Here is a 15877-nt window from a genome sequence, read left to right as displayed (position 1 = left end):
TCCTAACTTACACCATGTGCAATTTCAGAAAAAGCAGACAAAGGAACGAACAGCGAACCAATTCGTCTCATTTGTTGGACCTTCGCGGGTTCTCTTCGTGGGAGGCAGGCGCCGAATTTCCGCGCACATCGGGCACGATCGAGATCGCCGAGGTCACGGCTCCGAAGAAACCGAAGCTGTGGCGACCGCTGAGATCGATGTCTGATTCGCGCTCGATCTCCATCTCGTCAGCCTCGGTGTCAGTCGCGGCGACGGGCGCGTCCGCGCTCGCGCGGTCATCGGGGTCGGCCACCCGCGCCACGGACGGCAGCGGAGCTCCGGAGGTCTCGGCCGCCTCGGCGATATTGGGTGCATTGATCCCGAAGGTGTGCTTCCCACGGCGGTGTCGACGCAGCAGGGTGCGAGATCCGTGCGCGTAGACGCCGGTCTCATGGGTGCGGTGGCGCAGACGGGAGACGACGAGCCAGCAGAGACCGATGAGCAGGGCGAGGACGGCCGTCCACACGTTGAACGGCAGTCCCAGGAGGAGCCGTGCATCCTCGGCGGCCGGGCTGCCGACGCGCAGGGCTTCGAGCAGGATGCGGCCGAGGCCGAACAGGCACAGGTAGAGGGCGAAGACCTGGCCGTAGCCGAGCCGGAGGCGCTTGGAGACGATGATGAGCACAATGCAGGCGATGAGGTTCCACACCGATTCGGTGAGGACCGTGACCAGTTCGAGGCGACCGTCGAACCAGTCGCTGAAGGCACCGGCGACGTGGCCGAGGATGAGTCCCGGTGCGACGGAGTCGAGCAGCGGTCGGAACCTGATGCCCTGGAAGCGGGTGAGCACCCACACGGAGACGAAGCCGAGGATGGTCGCTCCCCAGAAGCTGAAGCCCCCGTCCCAGACGGCCAGCGCCCGCAACGGATCGCCGGCGGGGCCGAAATAGGTGTCCGACGCCGCGATCAGATGGCCGAGCCGCCCGCCGATGACGGCGGCAGGAAGACCGACGACCGTGATGGCCCACAGGTCTCCCTTGTGGCCGCCGCGGGAGCGCCATTGGATGCCTGTCATCCACAGTGCGAGTCCGATGCCGAGGACGGTGAAGACGACCCATGCCGGGCTGAAGCTCATGCACACCCTTCTGCGAGCTCGCCGGCGAGTCGACCGACCCCGGCCGCTCCCTCGGAGCCCAGTGCGCGGACGAGGGCGGAACCGACGATGACGCCGTCGGCGTATTCGGCGACCTCGGCCGCTTGGTCGCGGTTCGACACGCCCAGGCCGACGCAGGCGCGTTCAGCACCGGCTTCTTTCAGCCGGGCGACGAGTTCGCGGGCGTGGTTGTCGACTTCCGAGCGGACGCCGGTGACACCCATGGTCGAGGCGGCGTAGACGAAACCGGAGCTGTTCTCGACGATGCGGGCCAGCCGCTCGGGCGTCGATGAGGGTGCGGCGAGGAAGATGCGGTCGAGGCCGTGCTTCTCCGACGCCGTCAACCACGGTCCGGCCTCATCGGGGATGAGGTCGGGGGTGACGATGCCGCCGCCGCCGGCCGAGGCGAGATCGCGGGCGAAGCTGTCGATGCCGTACTGGAGCACGAGGTTCCAGTAGCTCATGACGACGGCGGTGCCGCCGGCGTCGGCAATGGCTTCGATTGCGGTGAAGATGTCCGCGGTGCGCACCCCGTTGGCCAAGGCAGTCTCACCGGCACGCTGGATGACGGGTCCGTCCATTCCGGGATCGGAGTAGGGCATGCCGACCTCGATGATGTCGACGCCGCTGCGGACGAGTTCGACCATGGCCTCGGTCGATCCCGCCACAGTGGGGAAGCCGACCGGCAGGTAGGCGATGAGCGCGGCCTTGCGGCCCGCCTCGGCGACGGCGTCGAGGGTGGTTCCTGTGCGTGGGCCTGCGTGCGTCATACCTGCACCGCTCCTTCGTCGATGTAGTCGAACCATTTCGCGGCGGTCGTCATGTCCTTGTCGCCGCGGCCGGAGAGATTGACCAGCAGGACCGCATCGGGTCCGAGCTCACGGCCGATGCGCATGGCCCCGGCCAGAGCGTGGGCGGATTCGATGGCGGGGATGATGCCTTCGGTGCGGGAAAGAAGCCGCATGGCCTCCATCGCCTCGTCGTCGACGACAGGTTGGTAGGTCACCCGGCCGGTGTCGTGGAGGTGGGAGTGTTCGGGACCGACCGACGGGTAGTCGAGGCCGGCGGAGACCGAATGGGAGGCCAGGGTCTGTCCGTCGGAGTCCTGGAGGATGTAGGTGGCCGAGCCGTGGAGGACGCCCGGGCGCCCCGCGGAGAACCGAGCGGCGTGATGGCCGGTGTCGACTCCTTCGCCGCCGGCTTCGAAGCCGTAGATCTTCACATCGGCATCGGACAGGAATGCGGCGAAGAGTCCCATCGCGTTCGATCCGCCGCCCACGCAGGCGCAGACGGCATCGGGCAGACGGCCGGCCAGCTCCTGGATCTGCTCGCGCGCTTCGATGCCGATGACCTTCTGGAACGAGCGGACCATCGCCGGGAACGGGTGGGGGCCGGCGACCGTGCCGATGACGTAGTGGGTGTCGTCGACGTTGGCCACCCAGTCGCGCAGGGCTTCATTCATCGCGTCCTTGAGCGTGCGCGTGCCGTTGGTCACGGCGTTGACCGTGGCGCCGAGCAGACGCATGCGCGCGACGTTGAGAGCCTGACGCTGGGTGTCCTCCTCACCCATGTAGACCACACAGGACATGTCGAGCAGGGCCGCCGCTGTCGCCGTCGCGACTCCGTGCTGACCGGCTCCGGTCTCGGCGATGAGACGGGTCTTGCCCATCCGCTTCGCCAGCAGCGCCTGAGCCAGTGCGTTGTTGATCTTGTGGCTGCCCGTGTGGTTGAGATCTTCGCGTTTGAGGAACACGCGCGCCCCACCGCAGTGCTCGGCGAAGCGAGTGGCCTCGGTGAGCAGAGAGGGACGGCCGATGTAGTTGCGCTGCAGGGTGAGCAGTTCGTCGGTGAAGGCCGGGTCCACCTGGGACTTGCGCCAGGTCTCTTCGATCTCGTCGAGCGCCGGGATCAGCGCTTCGGCGATGAACCTGCCTCCGAACTCGCCGAAGTACGGTCCTGTCTCCTGGCTCAAATCGGTCATTGCGATCCTTCTCGATCTCCTCGTGGTGTCGTCGAGCGGGGCGGAGGGCCCCGCTGCGCCCGACGACCGGATGGGTACGGTATCGGCCCATCGTCGGCCACTTCAGGCAGCCGACGGGGGGCGGGTTCAGGATGCGGACAGGGAGCGCTGTTCCCGGCCGAGCGCGGTGTACTCGTCGACCGCGGCCTGCGGACGACCGCCGGTGACGAGGGCTTCGCCCACGAGCACGAGGTCGGCGCCGGCATCCGCGTACTTCGTCACCTCGGCGGCACCGGCGACGCCGGACTCCGCGACGAGGGTGCAGCCGGCCGGGGCGAGATCGGCCAGAGGTGCGAACCGGTCGGTGTCGACGCTGAGATCCTTGAGGTTGCGGGTGTTGACGCCGATGAGTTCGGCACCGAGCGCGGCAGCGATCTCCAGTTCTTCGCGGTTGTGGGTCTCGACGAGCGCGGTCATCCCCAGCTCCGTGGCCAGGGCATGGAAGTCGCCCAGCTGGATGGGATCGAGGGCCGCGACGATGAGCAGCACGATATCGGCGCCGTGGGCACGGGCCTCATGGAACTGGTATTCGTCGACCATGAAGTCCTTGCGCAGCACCGGGATGTCCACGGACGCCCGCACGGAGTCGAGGTCGGCGAGGCTGCCGTTGAAGCGGCGGGCCTCGGTGAGCACGCTGATGGCCCGGGCTCCGCCGGCGGCATAGAGGCCCGCGAGAGTGCCCGGGTCGGGAATCCGGGCGAGGTCCCCACGGGAGGGCGATTTCCGCTTGACCTCGGCGATGACGCCGAAGTCGGCGGACAGGTCGAAGGGACGGACCGGTTCGGCCGCTGCGGCCCGAGCCGTGATCGCGCTCAACGGAACCTCTCTCCGGCGTGACTGCAGGTCGTCCCGCACACCGGAGATGATGTCGCCCAGAACCGTCATTTCTTCTTCGGCTTGTTGCCCAGCCCGACGGCACGCAGGATCAGTCCGACGACGACGCCGAGGGCGACGATGCCGATGGCGATGTAGGTGATCGTGGGGTTATGGATCGTGAAGCCCACACAGCCGACGCTCACGCCGATGAGCATGATGATGACTCCGGTCCATCCCGCCACAGAGTTGCCGTGACCGGGATCGGCGATCGCTGCGTAGTCGATCGTGGATTTGTCGAGATCTGCGGCCCCGTTGCGGGCGATGGACTGCGACATGGCGCTCCTTAGTGTGAGTGCGTGACACGCGTGTGGAATCTTTCCTCCATTGTGTCACGCTTCGTCTGCTGACCGGACACCGACCCGGTCACAAGGTCATTTCGAATCCCGCTCGGCATCAGGACCGTTCGGCTCTTCATCGTCGGGGGCGTCCTCGACGTCGTCTCCGCGGGACAGGGCGTCCCAGGTCGCGGCCGAGTCGAATTCCCCGCCGGCGGATTCGGCGGTGCGGGCGTAGCGGTTGGAGTTCGTCCACCCGTCCGAGGCGACGGCGACCCAGATGATGCCGATGGCGCCGATGCCCGCAGCCACTGCCGCGATGATCGCCCAGGAAGTCGCTCCCGGCGCCGAGGCGGCACTCAGGGCCGTGAACCCGTAGCCGATGCCGGCGATCCCGGCCAGACCGAGGACGACGAAGCGTCCGATCCGACCGAGCATTGCGGCGAGCAGACCCGAGACGGCGATGATCGCCACACAGGCGGTGGCCACGGGCGAGGCCTGCGAACTCGCATCCTCGGTGACCTTCGCCACACCGGTGGGTCCGAGTGTGTCGCCGCCGGCGCCGGCCTGCCAGGCGGAGATCGTCAGCGCCCACAGTGCGGCGGCGATGACGAGGACGATGAGGACTCCGCGTGATTTCGTCATGGCCTCACCTCCGGCTTCCTTCGCCCGTGCGCAGCGCGTCGGCCGCGGCGGCCGCACGCAGCACGGCCGCGGCCTTGTTCTCGGATTCCTGGTATTCGGTCTCCGGCACGGAATCGGCGACGAGCCCACCTCCGGCAAAGACGCTCATCGTGCCGTCCCGGAGCACTCCGGTGCGGATGGCGATGGCCAGATCGAGGTCACCGGTGAAGGACATGTAGCCGACCACTCCCCCGTAGATTCCGCGTCCGACGGGTTCGAGCTCGTCGATGATCTGCAGCGCCCGGGGTTTGGGCGCACCCGAGAGCGTCCCGGCGGGGAAGGTCGCCCGGAGCACGTCGATGGCGGTGGTTCCGGGCTCGAGTTCACCGCGCACGGTCGAGCTGATGTGCATGATGTGGCTGTAGCGGACGATGTCCATGAACTCGCTGACGTCTATGGTTCCGGCCGCGCAGACCTTCGCCAGATCATTGCGGGCGAGGTCAACGAGCATGAGGTGCTCTGCTCGCTCCTTCTCATCGGCCAGGAGCTCCCGTGCCAGGGAGTCATCAGCTTCCGGTGTGGCACCGCGGGGGCGAGAACCGGCGATCGGGTGCGTGACCACCTCTCCGGACCGGACGGTGACGAGCGCTTCCGGTGAGGAGCCGACGATGCTCACCGGCTCCCCTCCGTCGTCGTGGAGGTTGAGCAGGTACATGAATGGGCTCGGGTTCGCATGCCTCAGCATCCGGTACACACTCAGCGCATCGGCATCGCAGGGGGTGTCGAAGCGCTGGCCGACGACGACCTGGAAGATCTCTCCGTCGACGATCTTCTGCTTCGCCGTCTCCACACCGTCGAGGTACACCTGCGGTTCGGTACGGGTGGCCACCTCGGGGTCGGCCTTCCTGGGGCGCAGGATATCGGCTGGGCTGGGCTGCTGGAGGCGCTCACACATCGCGGCGATGCGTTCGACTCCGGAGGCGTAGGCGTCGTCGATGCCGGTATCGGCGCCGTTGACGTTGAACACGTTGGCCACGAGGGTGACCATTCCCGAATAGTGGTCGAAGACGGCGATATCGCCGGGGATCATCAGCTGCACGGTCGGCAGGTGGTGTTCGTTGGGCCGCGGCGGGCCGAGCTTCTCGAAGCGGCGGACGATGTCCCACCCGAAATAGCCGACGAAGCTCGAGACCATGGGCGGCAGCTCCGATTCCGCCTCGGCCACGGCGAGGAGCTCGAGAGTCGCGGTGACCGCGTCGAGGACGTCGCCGTCGGTGGGGATGCCCACCGGCGGGGTGCCGGTCCAGTGGAATCCGTCATCGGTCGAGATGAGGGTGGCCACCGGTGCGGATCCGATGAAGGAGTACCGGGCCCAGGAACCGGCGACGGCGGATTCGAAGAGGAAGCTTCCCGGTCCGCCGTCGGTGAGTTTGCGGTAGAGGCTCAGCGGGGTCTCCGAGTCCGCGAGTACCTGGGTGTGGACCGGTACCAGCCGGTGTTCGGCGCCGAGGGCTCGGAACTGGTCGAGGCTGGGTCGGATCGGCAGGTCGGTCGGGTTCGCCGCTGGGTCAGTCGACACTGATGATCCTTCCGGTGAAGCAGGTCGGGGTGTTCGTATGGCAGGCGGGTCCGGTCTGGTCGACGAGCATGAGCAGGGCGTCGGCATCGCAGTCGAGGGCAAGTGAACGGACATGTTGGACATGGCCGGAGGTCTCGCCCTTCACCCAGTATTCCTGCCGGGACCTGGACCAGTAGGTGGCCCGCTTCGTCTCGAGTGTGCGGGAGACGGCCTCAACGTCCATCCAGGCGAGCATGAGCACGTCGCGGCTCGTGGCCTCTTGGACGATGACGGGGACGAGTCCGTCGTCGTTCAGCCGGATGATCTCCCGCCAGTTCTCCGGGGTGGCATCGATATCGCTGCTCATCGGACCTCGATTCCCTCCTTCCGCAGTGCGTCCTTGACCTCGGCGATGCTCAGAGTGCCGAAGTGGAAGACGCTGGCGGCCAGCAGAGCATCGGCTCCTGCTTCCACCGCCGGGGCGAAGTGTTCGACCTTGCCGGCTCCGCCCGAGGCGATGAGCGGCACGTCGACGGCGGCGCGGGCGGCACGGATGAGCTCGAGATCGAATCCCTCACGGGTGCCGTCGGCGTCGATGGAGTTGAGCAGGATCTCGCCGACCCCGCGGTCGGCGGCTTCCCGGATCCAGTCGATGGCGCAGCGTCCCGTGCCTTCGCGGCCGCCGCGGGTGGTGACCTCGAATCCGGATGCCGTGGTCGTCCCCTGTGTCCGGCGGGCGTCGAGGGAGAGGACGAGGACTTGGTTGCCGAAGTGCCGGGAGATCTCACTGATGAGCTCCGGGTTCGTCACCGCCGAAGTGTTGACCGAGACCTTGTCGGCCCCGTCGCGCAGCAGACGGTCGACGTCGGCGACGCTGCGGATGCCTCCGCCGACGGTGAGCGGGATGAAGACCTCTTCGGCGCAGGCGCGGACGACGTCGTGGACGGTCTCCCGGTCACCGCTGCTGGCCGTGACGTCGAGGAAGGTGAGTTCGTCGGCTCCGGATTCGCCGTAGCGGCGGGCGAGTTCGACGGGGTCGCCGGCATCCTTGAGGTCGGCGAACTTCACTCCCTTGACGACGCGTCCGCCGTCGACGTCCAGACAGGGGATGACTCTGACAGCTACCACGCAGTCCTCCTAGATTCCCAGGCCCCGATAGCGATCCATCCGGCGGGCCAGGCGTCTGGCCGATGGTTCGCGCATGAGCGAGATGAGTTCGTATTCGAGTGTCTCACCGACCCGGGCGACGAAGTCCAACGGCTCGTCGCTGGCGTCGGGGTGTTCGGCGATGATCCGGTCGACGACTCCGTTGGCCTGCAGCATGGGGGCGTGCACACCTTGGTTCTGAGCCATCTCGGCGGCTCTCTCGGTGGTGCGGTGCACGATCGCCGAGGCGCCTTCGGGCGGCAGCGGCGAGAGCCAGCCGTTCGCGGCGCTGAGCACCCGGTCGGTGGGGATGAGTGCCAGTGCGCCGCCTCCGGAGCCCTCGCCGAGGATGAGCGAGACGGAGGGGGCGTCGAGGTTCGCGAGGTCGGCGAGGCTGCGGGCGATCTCACCGGCGATTCCGCCCTCTTCGGCTTCCTTCGACAGGGCCGCACCGGGGGTGTCGATGACGGTGACGAGCGGCAGGCGCAGTTCCGCTGCCAGACGCATTCCGCGCCTGGCCTCACGCAGGGCCGCCGGTCCCATGGGGGCCCGGGAGTCCTGCCGGAACCGGTCCTGGCCGAGGACGATGCACGGTGCGGAACCGAACTTCGCCAGGGCCAGCAGCAGTCCGGGATCCTTCTCGCCTTCGCCGGTGCCGTTGAGCGGCAGCACGGTGTTCGCGGCGGTCCGCAGCAGGTCACGGACGCCGGGCCTCTCGGGCCGGCGCGAGCTGGTGATCGCGGCCCAGGCATCGGAGTTCGGGTCGACGGTGGCCGGGGCCGTGTCCGGATTCGGCACCTGGCTCGGGACCTCCTGGGCGCCCATGAGCACATCGAGGACGCGGGAGACGGTGCCGGCGATGCGTTCGGGACCGATGACGGCGTCGACGATGCCCATCTTGTGCAGGTTCTCCCCGGTCTGCACGTTCTGAGGGAACGTCTCCCCGTAGATTGCCTCATACACTCGGGGGCCGAGGAATCCGATGAGGGATCCGGGCTCAGCCACGGTGACATGCCCCAGCGATCCCCAGGAGGCGAAGACGCCGCCTGTGGTCGGATGGCGCAGGTAGACGAGGTAGGGCAGTCCGGCCTTGCGGTGGGCGATGACGGCGTTGGTGATCTTCACCATCGACAGGAAGGCGATCGTGCCCTCCTGCATGCGGGTGCCGCCCGAGGCGGGGCCGGCCAGCAGCGGCAGCCCTTCGAGGGTCGCGCGTTCGATCGCGTCGACGAGGCGCTCGGCCGCGGCCACGCCGATCGAGCCGGCGAGGAACCGGAATTCGCCGGCGATCACGGCCACTCGGCGGCCGTCGATGGTGCCTTCGCCGGTGATGATGGATTCGTCGACGCCGGACTTCTGCGCAGCGGCGTCGAGTGCAGCCGCGTAGGCGGCCGAGATCCCGCCGGCGGGTCGGATCGGTGCGGAGTCCCAGGACAGGAAGGAGCCTTCGTCGAGGACGATGTCGACGAGTTCGAAGGCGTTGAGACGCGGCATGAGGTCTCCCCCTCAGTTTCCGTCGGCGAGCCACGCCACGATGGATTCCGCGTCTTCGTCGAGCAGCGGCGGGGCGTCGTGAGCGGTGCGGGTGGTTTCGACCTCACCGGAGGCGTCGGCGTCGAAGAAGCGCAGCGGCGGTCCGGGCAGGTCGATGTCGCCGAGCACCGGGTGGTCGACGGAGACCTTGAGTCCCTGGCTGAGTGCCTGGTCCCACTGGTAGACCTCGGGCAGGGTGCGCACCGTGCCGGACGGGATTCCCGCCTCGGTGAGTCTGTGCAGCAGATCGGCGGCGTCGTAGGCGGAGAAGCGGTCCTCGATGAGTTCGATGAGGGCGGGCCGGTTGGCCACGCGTGAGGCGTTGTCGGCCAAGCCCTCGGTGGCGGGATCGATGTCGAAGGCCGCACAGAACTTCTGCCACAGGTTCTCGTTGCCCACGGAGATCTGCACGGCGCCGTCGCGGCAGGTGAAGAGTCCGTACGGAGACAGCGACGGGTGGTGGTTGCCGCCCGGCTGCGGTTCCTGACCGGCCACGGTGGCACGGGTTCCCTGGAAGGCGTGGACGCCGACCATTCCGGCGATGAGCGAGGTGCGCACGACCTTGCCCTTGCCGGTGCGTTCGCGTTCGAGCAGGGCCGCCAGCACCCCGTACGAGCCGTAGATTCCGGCGAGCAGGTCGGCGATCGGCACACCCACGCGCTGCATGTCATCGGGCCCCGAGCCGGTCAGCGACATCAGTCCGGCTTCGCCCTGGGCGATCTGGTCGTAGCCTGCCCGGGAGGCTTCGGGGCCGTCATGGCCGAATCCGGTGATGGAGAGGATGACCAGGCGGGGGTTGATCTCCATGCAGCGGGCGGTGGAGAAGCCGAGGCGGTCGAGGACACCGGAGCGGAAGTTCTCGATGAGCACATCGGCGCGTGCGATGAGTCCGGTCAGGGTGTCTCTGCCCGTGTCGGATTTGAGGTCGAGGGCGATGGATTCCTTGTTGCGGTTGCACGAGAAGAAGTAGGTGGCCTGAGGGTTGTCCGCAGGCCCGACGAAGGGAGGTCCCCAGGACCGCGAATCATCGCCCTTGCCGGGGTTCTCGACCTTGATCACGCGCGCACCGAGGTCGCCGAACATCATTCCCGCATGAGGGCCTGCGAGGGCTCGGGAAAGGTCGACGACGGTATATCCGGTCAGGGGTCCCGCCGTGGTCTCGGGTGTCTCGTTCGCCATTCCTAGTCCTCCTTGAAGTGGGTGCGTCTCTTGATGAGCATACGCAATCGTGCGACCTCCGCATGGGCGCGGCGACCGTCTGCATGCTGGATCGCCATCACCGCACAGGTGGTGCCGTCGGTGAGATCCAACAGGGGCCACGGGTCATCGCCCTCGGGTGAGAACGTCACACCGAGGATCTGCCCCCAGTCGAGCCGCCGAGTGCGCACCATGTTCTTGACGACCAGGCCCTCCTCGGTGGGCCGAGCCTGGATGTCCGAGATGCGCAGCAGGGCGGCTCCGAAGAGAATGCCCAGCAGGTTCATCCATACCATGTCGAGCACTGTCCACGGTTCCCAGTCCACGACGAACAGCGCCACGGACAGGACCGCGAACCCTGCGGTCACGGCAACGGCACCGACGATGCTGATGATGCGCACCTGCCGAGGCCGGAACACGGCAAGATCAGATTCGGCAGGCGCCAATGTTCGTCACCAGAATCGCACGCGCCCCGACTCCGTAGAGACGGTCCATGACGTTGTTGACTTCCTTCGCTTCGACCATGACGCGCACTGCGACCCACCCGGTCTCCTGCAGCGGTGACACGGTCGGGGATTCGAGCCCCGGGGTCAGCGAGATCGCCTCGGGAACCAGGCGCTGTTCGATGTTGTAGTCGACGAGCACGTACTGGCGGGCGACCATGACCGATTCGAGGCGGCGTTTGAGCACGCCGATGCGGGATTCGGCGCCGGCGCGCTGGATGAGCACGCCTTCGGATTCGAGCAGCGGCTCGCCGAAGGTCTCGAGTCCCGCGGCCCGCAGAGTGGAACCGGTCTCGACGACATCGGCGATGGCGTCGGCGACTCCGAGCTGGATGGAGACCTCGATCGCTCCGTCGAGCTGCACGGTCGTTGCGGCGATGCCGCGCCGCTGCAGGTCGGCATCCACGAGATTCGGGAAGCTCGTGGCGATGCGGGCACCGGCCAGCTGGTCGGGCGAGGTGAAGGAGCCGGTGGTGCCGGCGTAGAAGAAGCGGGACGCGCCGAATCCGAGTCCGAGCACCTCATCGGCTTCGGCCTGCGACTCGAGCAGCAGGTCACGGCCGGTGATTCCGGCGTCGAGGATGCCGGAGCCGACGTAGATGGCGATGTCGCGGGGGCGCAGGTAGAAGAATTCGACTCCGTTGACCTCGTCCTGATGGACGAGTGTCTTGGTTCCGCGTCGAGTGGAGTATCCGGCCTCGCTGAGCATGTCAGAGGCGGCTTCGGACAGTGCGCCCTTGTTGGGCACGGCTACACGCAGCATGGGGTCCCTTTGGAGTTCGATGGCGGCGGGTCGGTCAGGTTCGTGAAAGGCACTTACAGGTGGGTGTTGACGTCGTCGAGGGTGAGCCCCTTGGCGATCATCATCACCTGCACGTGGTAGAGCAGCTGCGAGATCTCCTCGGCGAGCTCGTCGTTGGTTTCGTATTCGGCGGCCATCCACACTTCGGCGGCCTCTTCCACGACCTTCTTGCCGATCGCATGGACTCCGGCGTCGAGTTCGGCCACGGTCTTCGAACCGGCCGGTCGATCGAGGGATTTCTGCTGGAGTTCGGCGTAGAGAGAATCAAAGGTCTTCACCTCTCCAGCCTAATGCATGCCTCTCGACCGCAGCGTTCGGGGTCTCATGTTCCAAAACGCGGCAGTCAGCCGACGGCACTGCGGCCGCCGCCTCTCAGTCCTCGGGATCGCGGCCGATGTCGGTGGCCGGTCGGTGGGGTGCCGAGATCGTCTGGCGGGAGCGCTTCGACCAGTCGATGAGTCCGAGGATGACCATGACGAGGAAGAACAGGTACACGGCGCCGGAGAAGACGAGTCCCCCGGAGATCGCCAGCGGGATGCCGACGAGGTCGACGGCGAGCCAGACGAACCAGAATTCAACGATGGCCCGGCCCTGGGCGTACATGGCCACGATCGAGCCGATGAAGATGTACGCGTCGGGGTACGGGTTCCAGGACCATCCGCCCAGGGCGAGGACCCAGCCGAAGATTCCGGTGCCGATGACGAGAGCCGCGAGGAGGATCGCCCGCTCTTTCCAGGTGGCCCAGCGGACGAGGACTTCACCGGAGGCGGCCTTGGACTTCTTCCACTGGGTCCACCCCCAGATCGCGGCGACGATGATGACGACCTGTCGGGAGGCGTTGCCGCCGAGGCCGGCGGAGATGCTGGCGGAGAAGAGCAGGATGGAGCCGAGGATCTGCACCGGCCAGGACAGGATGTTCCGCCGCAGTGCCAGGACGACCGTGGCCAGCGCGCAGATGTTGCCGAACAGGTCGGAGTACGGCACGGGTTTGCCCAGCAGTTCGAATGCCGGGGTGTTCAACCAGTCGAACAGGTCCATCGCAGGCTCTCTTCAGGTGTGGGCCGCAGGCAGCATCCGGCCCGGATCGGTCAGTGGGTGTGTGCGGCGGCGAGAGTGCGCAGCTCGCTGATGGCCGCTGCGGCATCGTCGGCACCGTAGACGGCGGAGCCGGCGACGAGGACGTCGGCGCCGGCGTCGACGACGCGGTCGATCGTCGCCGCGGAGACTCCCCCGTCGACCTGCAGCCGGATCTCGAGTCCGGCAGCCGAGATCGCTTCGCGAGTCCGGGTGATCTTCGGCAGGCACACATCGAGGAACTTCTGCCCGCCGAATCCGGGTTCGACGGTCATGATGAGGATCTGATCGAACTCGCCGAGGAGGTCGATGTAGGGTTCGATCGGGGTGGCCGGTTTGAGAGCGAGGCTCGCCTTGGCTCCGAGGCGGCGCAGTTCCCGGGCGAGACGGACGGGCGCGGCAGCCGCCTCGGCGTGGAAGGTCACCGAGGCACAGCCGATCTCCGCGTACACGGGAGCGTTGCGATCGGCGTCGGCGATCATGAGGTGGGCGTCGAGTGGGATCGGCGAGATCGCCTGGATGCGTTCGACGACGGGCGGGCCGAAGGTGAGGTTCGGGACGAAATGGTTGTCCATGACGTCGATGTGGGCCATATCGGCGGTGCTGATCTTGTCGAGCTCACCGCGCAGATCGGCGAAGTCCGAGGACAGGATGGAAGGGTTGATGTCGATGGGCATGGGTCATTTCGCCTTTCGCAGGAGGGCCAGGAACATTCCGTCGCTGTTGTGGACGTGGGGCCAGAGCTGAGCGTATCGCCCGCCGGCCCGGCTCACCGAGGCGAACGACTCCGCCTCGGTGCCGGTGATCGCCGACAGCACGGCCGGGGTGTCGAGGATCTCCACGTCAGCGCTTCCCGACTTGGCTCGCAGGCGCAGCACTTCGTCGACGATGAGTACGGTCTCCGCGTAGTGCGGCGAACACGTCGAGTAGGCGACCACTCCCCCGGGCGCGCAGGCGTCGAGGGCTGCGGTCAGCAGTTCGCGCTGGAGTCCGGACAGGGCCGTGATGTCCTCGGGCCGTCGGCGGTAGCGGGCTTCGGGACGACGGCGCAGGGCCCCGAGTCCGGAGCAGGGCACGTCGACGAGGATTTTCGAGTAGGGGCCGCGGGCGTCGCGTCCGTCGCGGAGGGCCGCGGTGACGTTGCTCAGTGCCTTCGTCGAATCGCGGACGAGGTCGACGCGGTGCTCGCTGGAGTCGAAGGCCTCGAGGGTCAACGCTTCGCCGGCGGCTGCGGCTCCGAGGACGGCGGCCTTGCCTCCGGGGCCGGCGCACAGGTCGGCCCAGGTGCCGGCGGGTGCGTCGACCTCGGCCAGGGCGAGGGCGACGAGAGCAGACCCCTCGTCCTGGACGCGGGCGCGTCCGTCGGCCACGGCCGCGACGTCCCGGGGCACCGCGGTGTCCAAGCTGACGCCGATCGGCGACAGCGGAGTCGGGTCCCCAGGCAGTTCGGTGCGGTCGATGAGTCCGGGCAGGGCGGTCACACCGACCTTCGCCGGAGCATTGTCGGCGGCCAGCAGCGCTTCGAGTTCGGCGGCGTCGCGGCCGTGCCCCTTGAGCGCCTGGGTGAGCGCACGGACGACCCATTCGGGATGGGAATGTTCGATCGCCAGTCGGGTGGTCTCGTCAGCCCCGGCGGTGACACGGTCGAGCCACACGTCGGGTTCGGCTTCCGAGATGCGACGGAGCACAGCATTGACGAATCCGGCGGTCTTCGCAGCCGAGCGTTTGACCACGGCCACGGTCTCGGACAGTGCCGCATGGTTGGGAACCCGCATCGACAGCAGCTGATGGGCGCCGAGGCGCATCGCGGCCAGGGGTTCGGGATCGATCGTGTCGACGCTCCGGGATGAGGCGATCTCGATGACCGCATCATAGAACTTCTGCCGACGCAGGGCACCGTAGGTGAGTTCGGTCGTCAAGGCGGCGTCCTGAGCCCCCATATGGGTGCGGGCGAGTTTGGCCGGCAGCAGCAGGTTCGCGTAGGCGTCCTTCGTCGCCACATCGAGGAGGACTTCCCACGCGATGCGCCGCGGCAGGTGCTTGCCCATCCGTTCGCCCTGCGGTGCTCCGCGTTCCTGACCTGTCCGGTCCCGATCGCCTCTGCCGCGGCCGTGGCCGCCGCGTCGGTCGATGCCTCGGTGGCCGCCTCGGCCGCGGCTGCCGCCTCGGCGGTCTCTGTCTGCTGGCTCAGCCATGGCTCTTATGATTCCTCATCGGTATAGGGGTCGAAGGTCACGTCACCGCGGCCGCGCAGGAAGTCGGCCGCATTCATCCGGGGCTTGCCGAAGGGTTGGATCTGCTCGACCCGGACCCACCCGTCACCGCAGCAAAGCACCGGCTCCTGCTGCCAGGTGGTCAGTTCGCCGATCGCGCCGGAGGCTGTCACCTCGGGTGCAGGCGAGAGTCCGAAGAGCTTCGTCCTCTTGCCGTCGAGTTCCACCCACGGCCCCGGTGCGGGACTGGTTCCGCGGGCCCGGTCGATGACCTCAGCCGTGGATGCGGACAGGTCGAGGTGGGCGTCGGTGACGGTGATCTTCTCCGCATGGCTGGACTCACCGGTCTGCGGGGTCATCACGGCGGTGCCGGCGGCGAGATCGTCGAAGGCGGCGACGAGTTCGGGGGCCCCGCGGTGGGCATAGTCGTCGAGGGCCTCGGCGACGTCCGCGTGGTCGAGCGGCAGTTCCAACCGGCGCAGCACCGGCCCGGTGTCCATGCCGGTATCGATGCGGAACACGCTGATTCCGCTGGTGGTCTCACCGTTGATGAGTGCCCGCTGAACGGGAGCGGCCCCGCGGTGGGCCGGCAGCAGGGAGAAGTGGAGGTTGAACCAGCCGAGGCTGGCCGTGTCCAGTGCGGAGGGTCCGGCGATGGCTCCGAAGGCGACGACGGCGACGGCGTCGACATCGAGTGCCCGCAGCTGGGAGATGACGTCTCCGCGCAGACGAGCGGCTTCGATGACGGGCAGTCCGAGTTCGAGAGCGCGGGTCTTCACCGGTGACGGGGTGAGGACTCTCTTCCGTCCGACGGGCGCATCGGGTCGGGTGAGCACCGCACGGATGCGGTGGTCCGAGACGGCCAAGGCCTCGAGGGCAGGAACTGCGACATCCGGGGTGCCGGCGAAGACGATATCCACGACT

Annotated in this window: 18 protein-coding genes; all 18 read right to left on the bottom strand. The window is 67.6% G+C overall.

Features of this window, described 5'->3' with window-relative positions:
• Positions 1-67: 67 nt before the first annotated feature.
• Positions 68-1114 (bottom strand): prolipoprotein diacylglyceryl transferase, encoded by a 1047-nt coding sequence (locus ACTIIH_RS02435; protein WP_101553494.1) that lies wholly within the window; start codon positions 1112-1114, stop codon positions 68-70.
• Positions 1111-1902 carry a tryptophan synthase subunit alpha gene (trpA, locus tag ACTIIH_RS02430; protein ID WP_101553493.1) on the bottom strand — a complete coding sequence of 264 codons (792 nt, stop codon included), beginning with the start codon at positions 1900-1902 and terminating at the stop codon, positions 1111-1113. Before trpA ends, ACTIIH_RS02435 begins: the two co-directional genes overlap by 4 nt.
• Positions 1899-3113: a tryptophan synthase subunit beta gene (trpB, locus tag ACTIIH_RS02425; protein WP_441450298.1), complete on the bottom strand. Its 1215-nt coding sequence runs from the start codon at positions 3111-3113 to the stop codon at positions 1899-1901. Before trpB ends, trpA begins: the two co-directional genes overlap by 4 nt.
• A 126-nt stretch (positions 3114-3239) precedes the next feature.
• Entirely contained in the window at positions 3240-4037 is a 798-nt protein-coding gene (gene trpC / locus ACTIIH_RS02420; protein ID WP_101553491.1) for an indole-3-glycerol phosphate synthase TrpC, read from the bottom strand.
• A complete protein-coding gene (locus ACTIIH_RS02415) occupies positions 4034-4303 on the bottom strand; it encodes an HGxxPAAW family protein (RefSeq protein WP_101553490.1) in 270 nt (89 codons plus the stop codon). The genes trpC and ACTIIH_RS02415 overlap by 4 nt, the downstream gene beginning before the upstream one ends.
• A gap of 96 nt (positions 4304-4399) precedes the next feature.
• Complete coding sequence (locus tag ACTIIH_RS02410; RefSeq protein WP_441450297.1) at positions 4400-4948, bottom strand: Trp biosynthesis-associated membrane protein; 549 nt, start codon at positions 4946-4948, stop codon at positions 4400-4402.
• Positions 4949-4952: 4 nt separating this feature from the next.
• Positions 4953-6506 carry an anthranilate synthase component I gene (locus ACTIIH_RS02405; protein WP_241241397.1) on the bottom strand — a complete coding sequence of 518 codons (1554 nt, stop codon included), beginning with the start codon at positions 6504-6506 and terminating at the stop codon, positions 4953-4955.
• A complete protein-coding gene (gene hisI / locus ACTIIH_RS02400) occupies positions 6496-6852 on the bottom strand; it encodes a phosphoribosyl-AMP cyclohydrolase (RefSeq protein ID WP_101553487.1) in 357 nt (118 codons plus the stop codon). The genes ACTIIH_RS02405 and hisI overlap by 11 nt, the downstream gene beginning before the upstream one ends.
• Positions 6849-7613 (bottom strand): imidazole glycerol phosphate synthase subunit HisF, encoded by a 765-nt coding sequence (gene hisF / locus ACTIIH_RS02395; RefSeq protein ID WP_101593434.1) that lies wholly within the window; start codon positions 7611-7613, stop codon positions 6849-6851. Before hisF ends, hisI begins: the two co-directional genes overlap by 4 nt.
• A 9-nt stretch (positions 7614-7622) precedes the next feature.
• Complete coding sequence (locus ACTIIH_RS02390) at positions 7623-9125, bottom strand: carboxyl transferase domain-containing protein (protein ID WP_441450296.1); 1503 nt, start codon at positions 9123-9125, stop codon at positions 7623-7625.
• A gap of 12 nt (positions 9126-9137) precedes the next feature.
• The gene (locus ACTIIH_RS02385) at positions 9138-10343 is read right to left on the bottom strand and encodes a CaiB/BaiF CoA transferase family protein (RefSeq protein WP_101553484.1); all 1206 of its coding nucleotides are present in this window, start codon (positions 10341-10343) and stop codon (positions 9138-9140) included.
• Between the two features lie 2 nt (positions 10344-10345).
• Complete coding sequence (locus ACTIIH_RS02380; protein ID WP_240811957.1) at positions 10346-10780, bottom strand: PH domain-containing protein; 435 nt, start codon at positions 10778-10780, stop codon at positions 10346-10348.
• Positions 10781-10787: 7 nt separating this feature from the next.
• Positions 10788-11627, bottom strand: a complete 840-nt coding sequence (gene hisG, locus ACTIIH_RS02375; protein ID WP_101593429.1) for an ATP phosphoribosyltransferase — start codon at positions 11625-11627, stop codon at positions 10788-10790.
• A 53-nt stretch (positions 11628-11680) separates the two neighbouring features.
• A complete protein-coding gene (locus tag ACTIIH_RS02370) occupies positions 11681-11944 on the bottom strand; it encodes a phosphoribosyl-ATP diphosphatase (RefSeq protein WP_127364396.1) in 264 nt (87 codons plus the stop codon).
• Between the two features lie 94 nt (positions 11945-12038).
• On the bottom strand, positions 12039-12704 hold the full coding sequence (locus ACTIIH_RS02365; RefSeq protein ID WP_127364397.1) for a nicotinamide mononucleotide transporter family protein: 666 nt from the start codon (positions 12702-12704) through the stop codon (positions 12039-12041).
• Between the two features lie 50 nt (positions 12705-12754).
• Complete coding sequence (gene rpe / locus ACTIIH_RS02360) at positions 12755-13417, bottom strand: ribulose-phosphate 3-epimerase (RefSeq protein WP_101553479.1); 663 nt, start codon at positions 13415-13417, stop codon at positions 12755-12757.
• A 3-nt stretch (positions 13418-13420) separates the two neighbouring features.
• Entirely contained in the window at positions 13421-14935 is a 1515-nt protein-coding gene (locus ACTIIH_RS02355; RefSeq protein ID WP_441450295.1) for an RsmB/NOP family class I SAM-dependent RNA methyltransferase, read from the bottom strand.
• 5 nt (positions 14936-14940) lie between these two features.
• Positions 14941-15873 carry a methionyl-tRNA formyltransferase gene (gene fmt / locus ACTIIH_RS02350; protein ID WP_441450294.1) on the bottom strand — a complete coding sequence of 311 codons (933 nt, stop codon included), beginning with the start codon at positions 15871-15873 and terminating at the stop codon, positions 14941-14943.
• Between the last annotated feature and the right edge of the window lie 4 nt (positions 15874-15877).

This window comes from Brevibacterium sp. (assembly GCF_052105255.1).
GTDB classification, from domain to species: domain Bacteria; phylum Actinomycetota; class Actinomycetes; order Actinomycetales; family Brevibacteriaceae; genus Brevibacterium; species Brevibacterium linens_B.
The sequence above is the reverse complement of the archived record's forward strand: the minus strand, read 5'-3'. Positions and strand labels throughout refer to the sequence as shown.

What these genes read in the sequence shown, in the direction of transcription:
- ACTIIH_RS02435 (WP_101553494.1), bottom strand. Translation starts at nt 1,114, where the DNA reads ATGAGCTTCAGCCCGGCATGGGTCGTCTTCACCGTCCTCGGCATCGGA.
- trpA (WP_101553493.1), bottom strand. Translation starts at nt 1,902, where the DNA reads ATGACGCACGCAGGCCCACGCACAGGAACCACCCTCGACGCCGTCGCC.
- trpB (WP_441450298.1), bottom strand. Translation starts at nt 3,113, where the DNA reads ATGACCGATTTGAGCCAGGAGACAGGACCGTACTTCGGCGAGTTCGGA.
- trpC (WP_101553491.1), bottom strand. Translation starts at nt 4,037, where the DNA reads ATGACGGTTCTGGGCGACATCATCTCCGGTGTGCGGGACGACCTGCAG.
- ACTIIH_RS02415 (WP_101553490.1), bottom strand. Translation starts at nt 4,303, where the DNA reads ATGTCGCAGTCCATCGCCCGCAACGGGGCCGCAGATCTCGACAAATCC.
- ACTIIH_RS02410 (WP_441450297.1), bottom strand. Translation starts at nt 4,948, where the DNA reads ATGACGAAATCACGCGGAGTCCTCATCGTCCTCGTCATCGCCGCCGCA.
- hisI (WP_101553487.1), bottom strand. Translation starts at nt 6,852, where the DNA reads ATGAGCAGCGATATCGATGCCACCCCGGAGAACTGGCGGGAGATCATC.
- ACTIIH_RS02390 (WP_441450296.1), bottom strand. Translation starts at nt 9,125, where the DNA reads ATGCCGCGTCTCAACGCCTTCGAACTCGTCGACATCGTCCTCGACGAA.
- ACTIIH_RS02385 (WP_101553484.1), bottom strand. Translation starts at nt 10,343, where the DNA reads ATGGCGAACGAGACACCCGAGACCACGGCGGGACCCCTGACCGGATAT.
- hisG (WP_101593429.1), bottom strand. Translation starts at nt 11,627, where the DNA reads ATGCTGCGTGTAGCCGTGCCCAACAAGGGCGCACTGTCCGAAGCCGCC.
- ACTIIH_RS02365 (WP_127364397.1), bottom strand. Translation starts at nt 12,704, where the DNA reads ATGGACCTGTTCGACTGGTTGAACACCCCGGCATTCGAACTGCTGGGC.
- rpe (WP_101553479.1), bottom strand. Translation starts at nt 13,417, where the DNA reads ATGCCCATCGACATCAACCCTTCCATCCTGTCCTCGGACTTCGCCGAT.
- ACTIIH_RS02355 (WP_441450295.1), bottom strand. Translation starts at nt 14,935, where the DNA reads ATGGCTGAGCCAGCAGACAGAGACCGCCGAGGCGGCAGCCGCGGCCGA.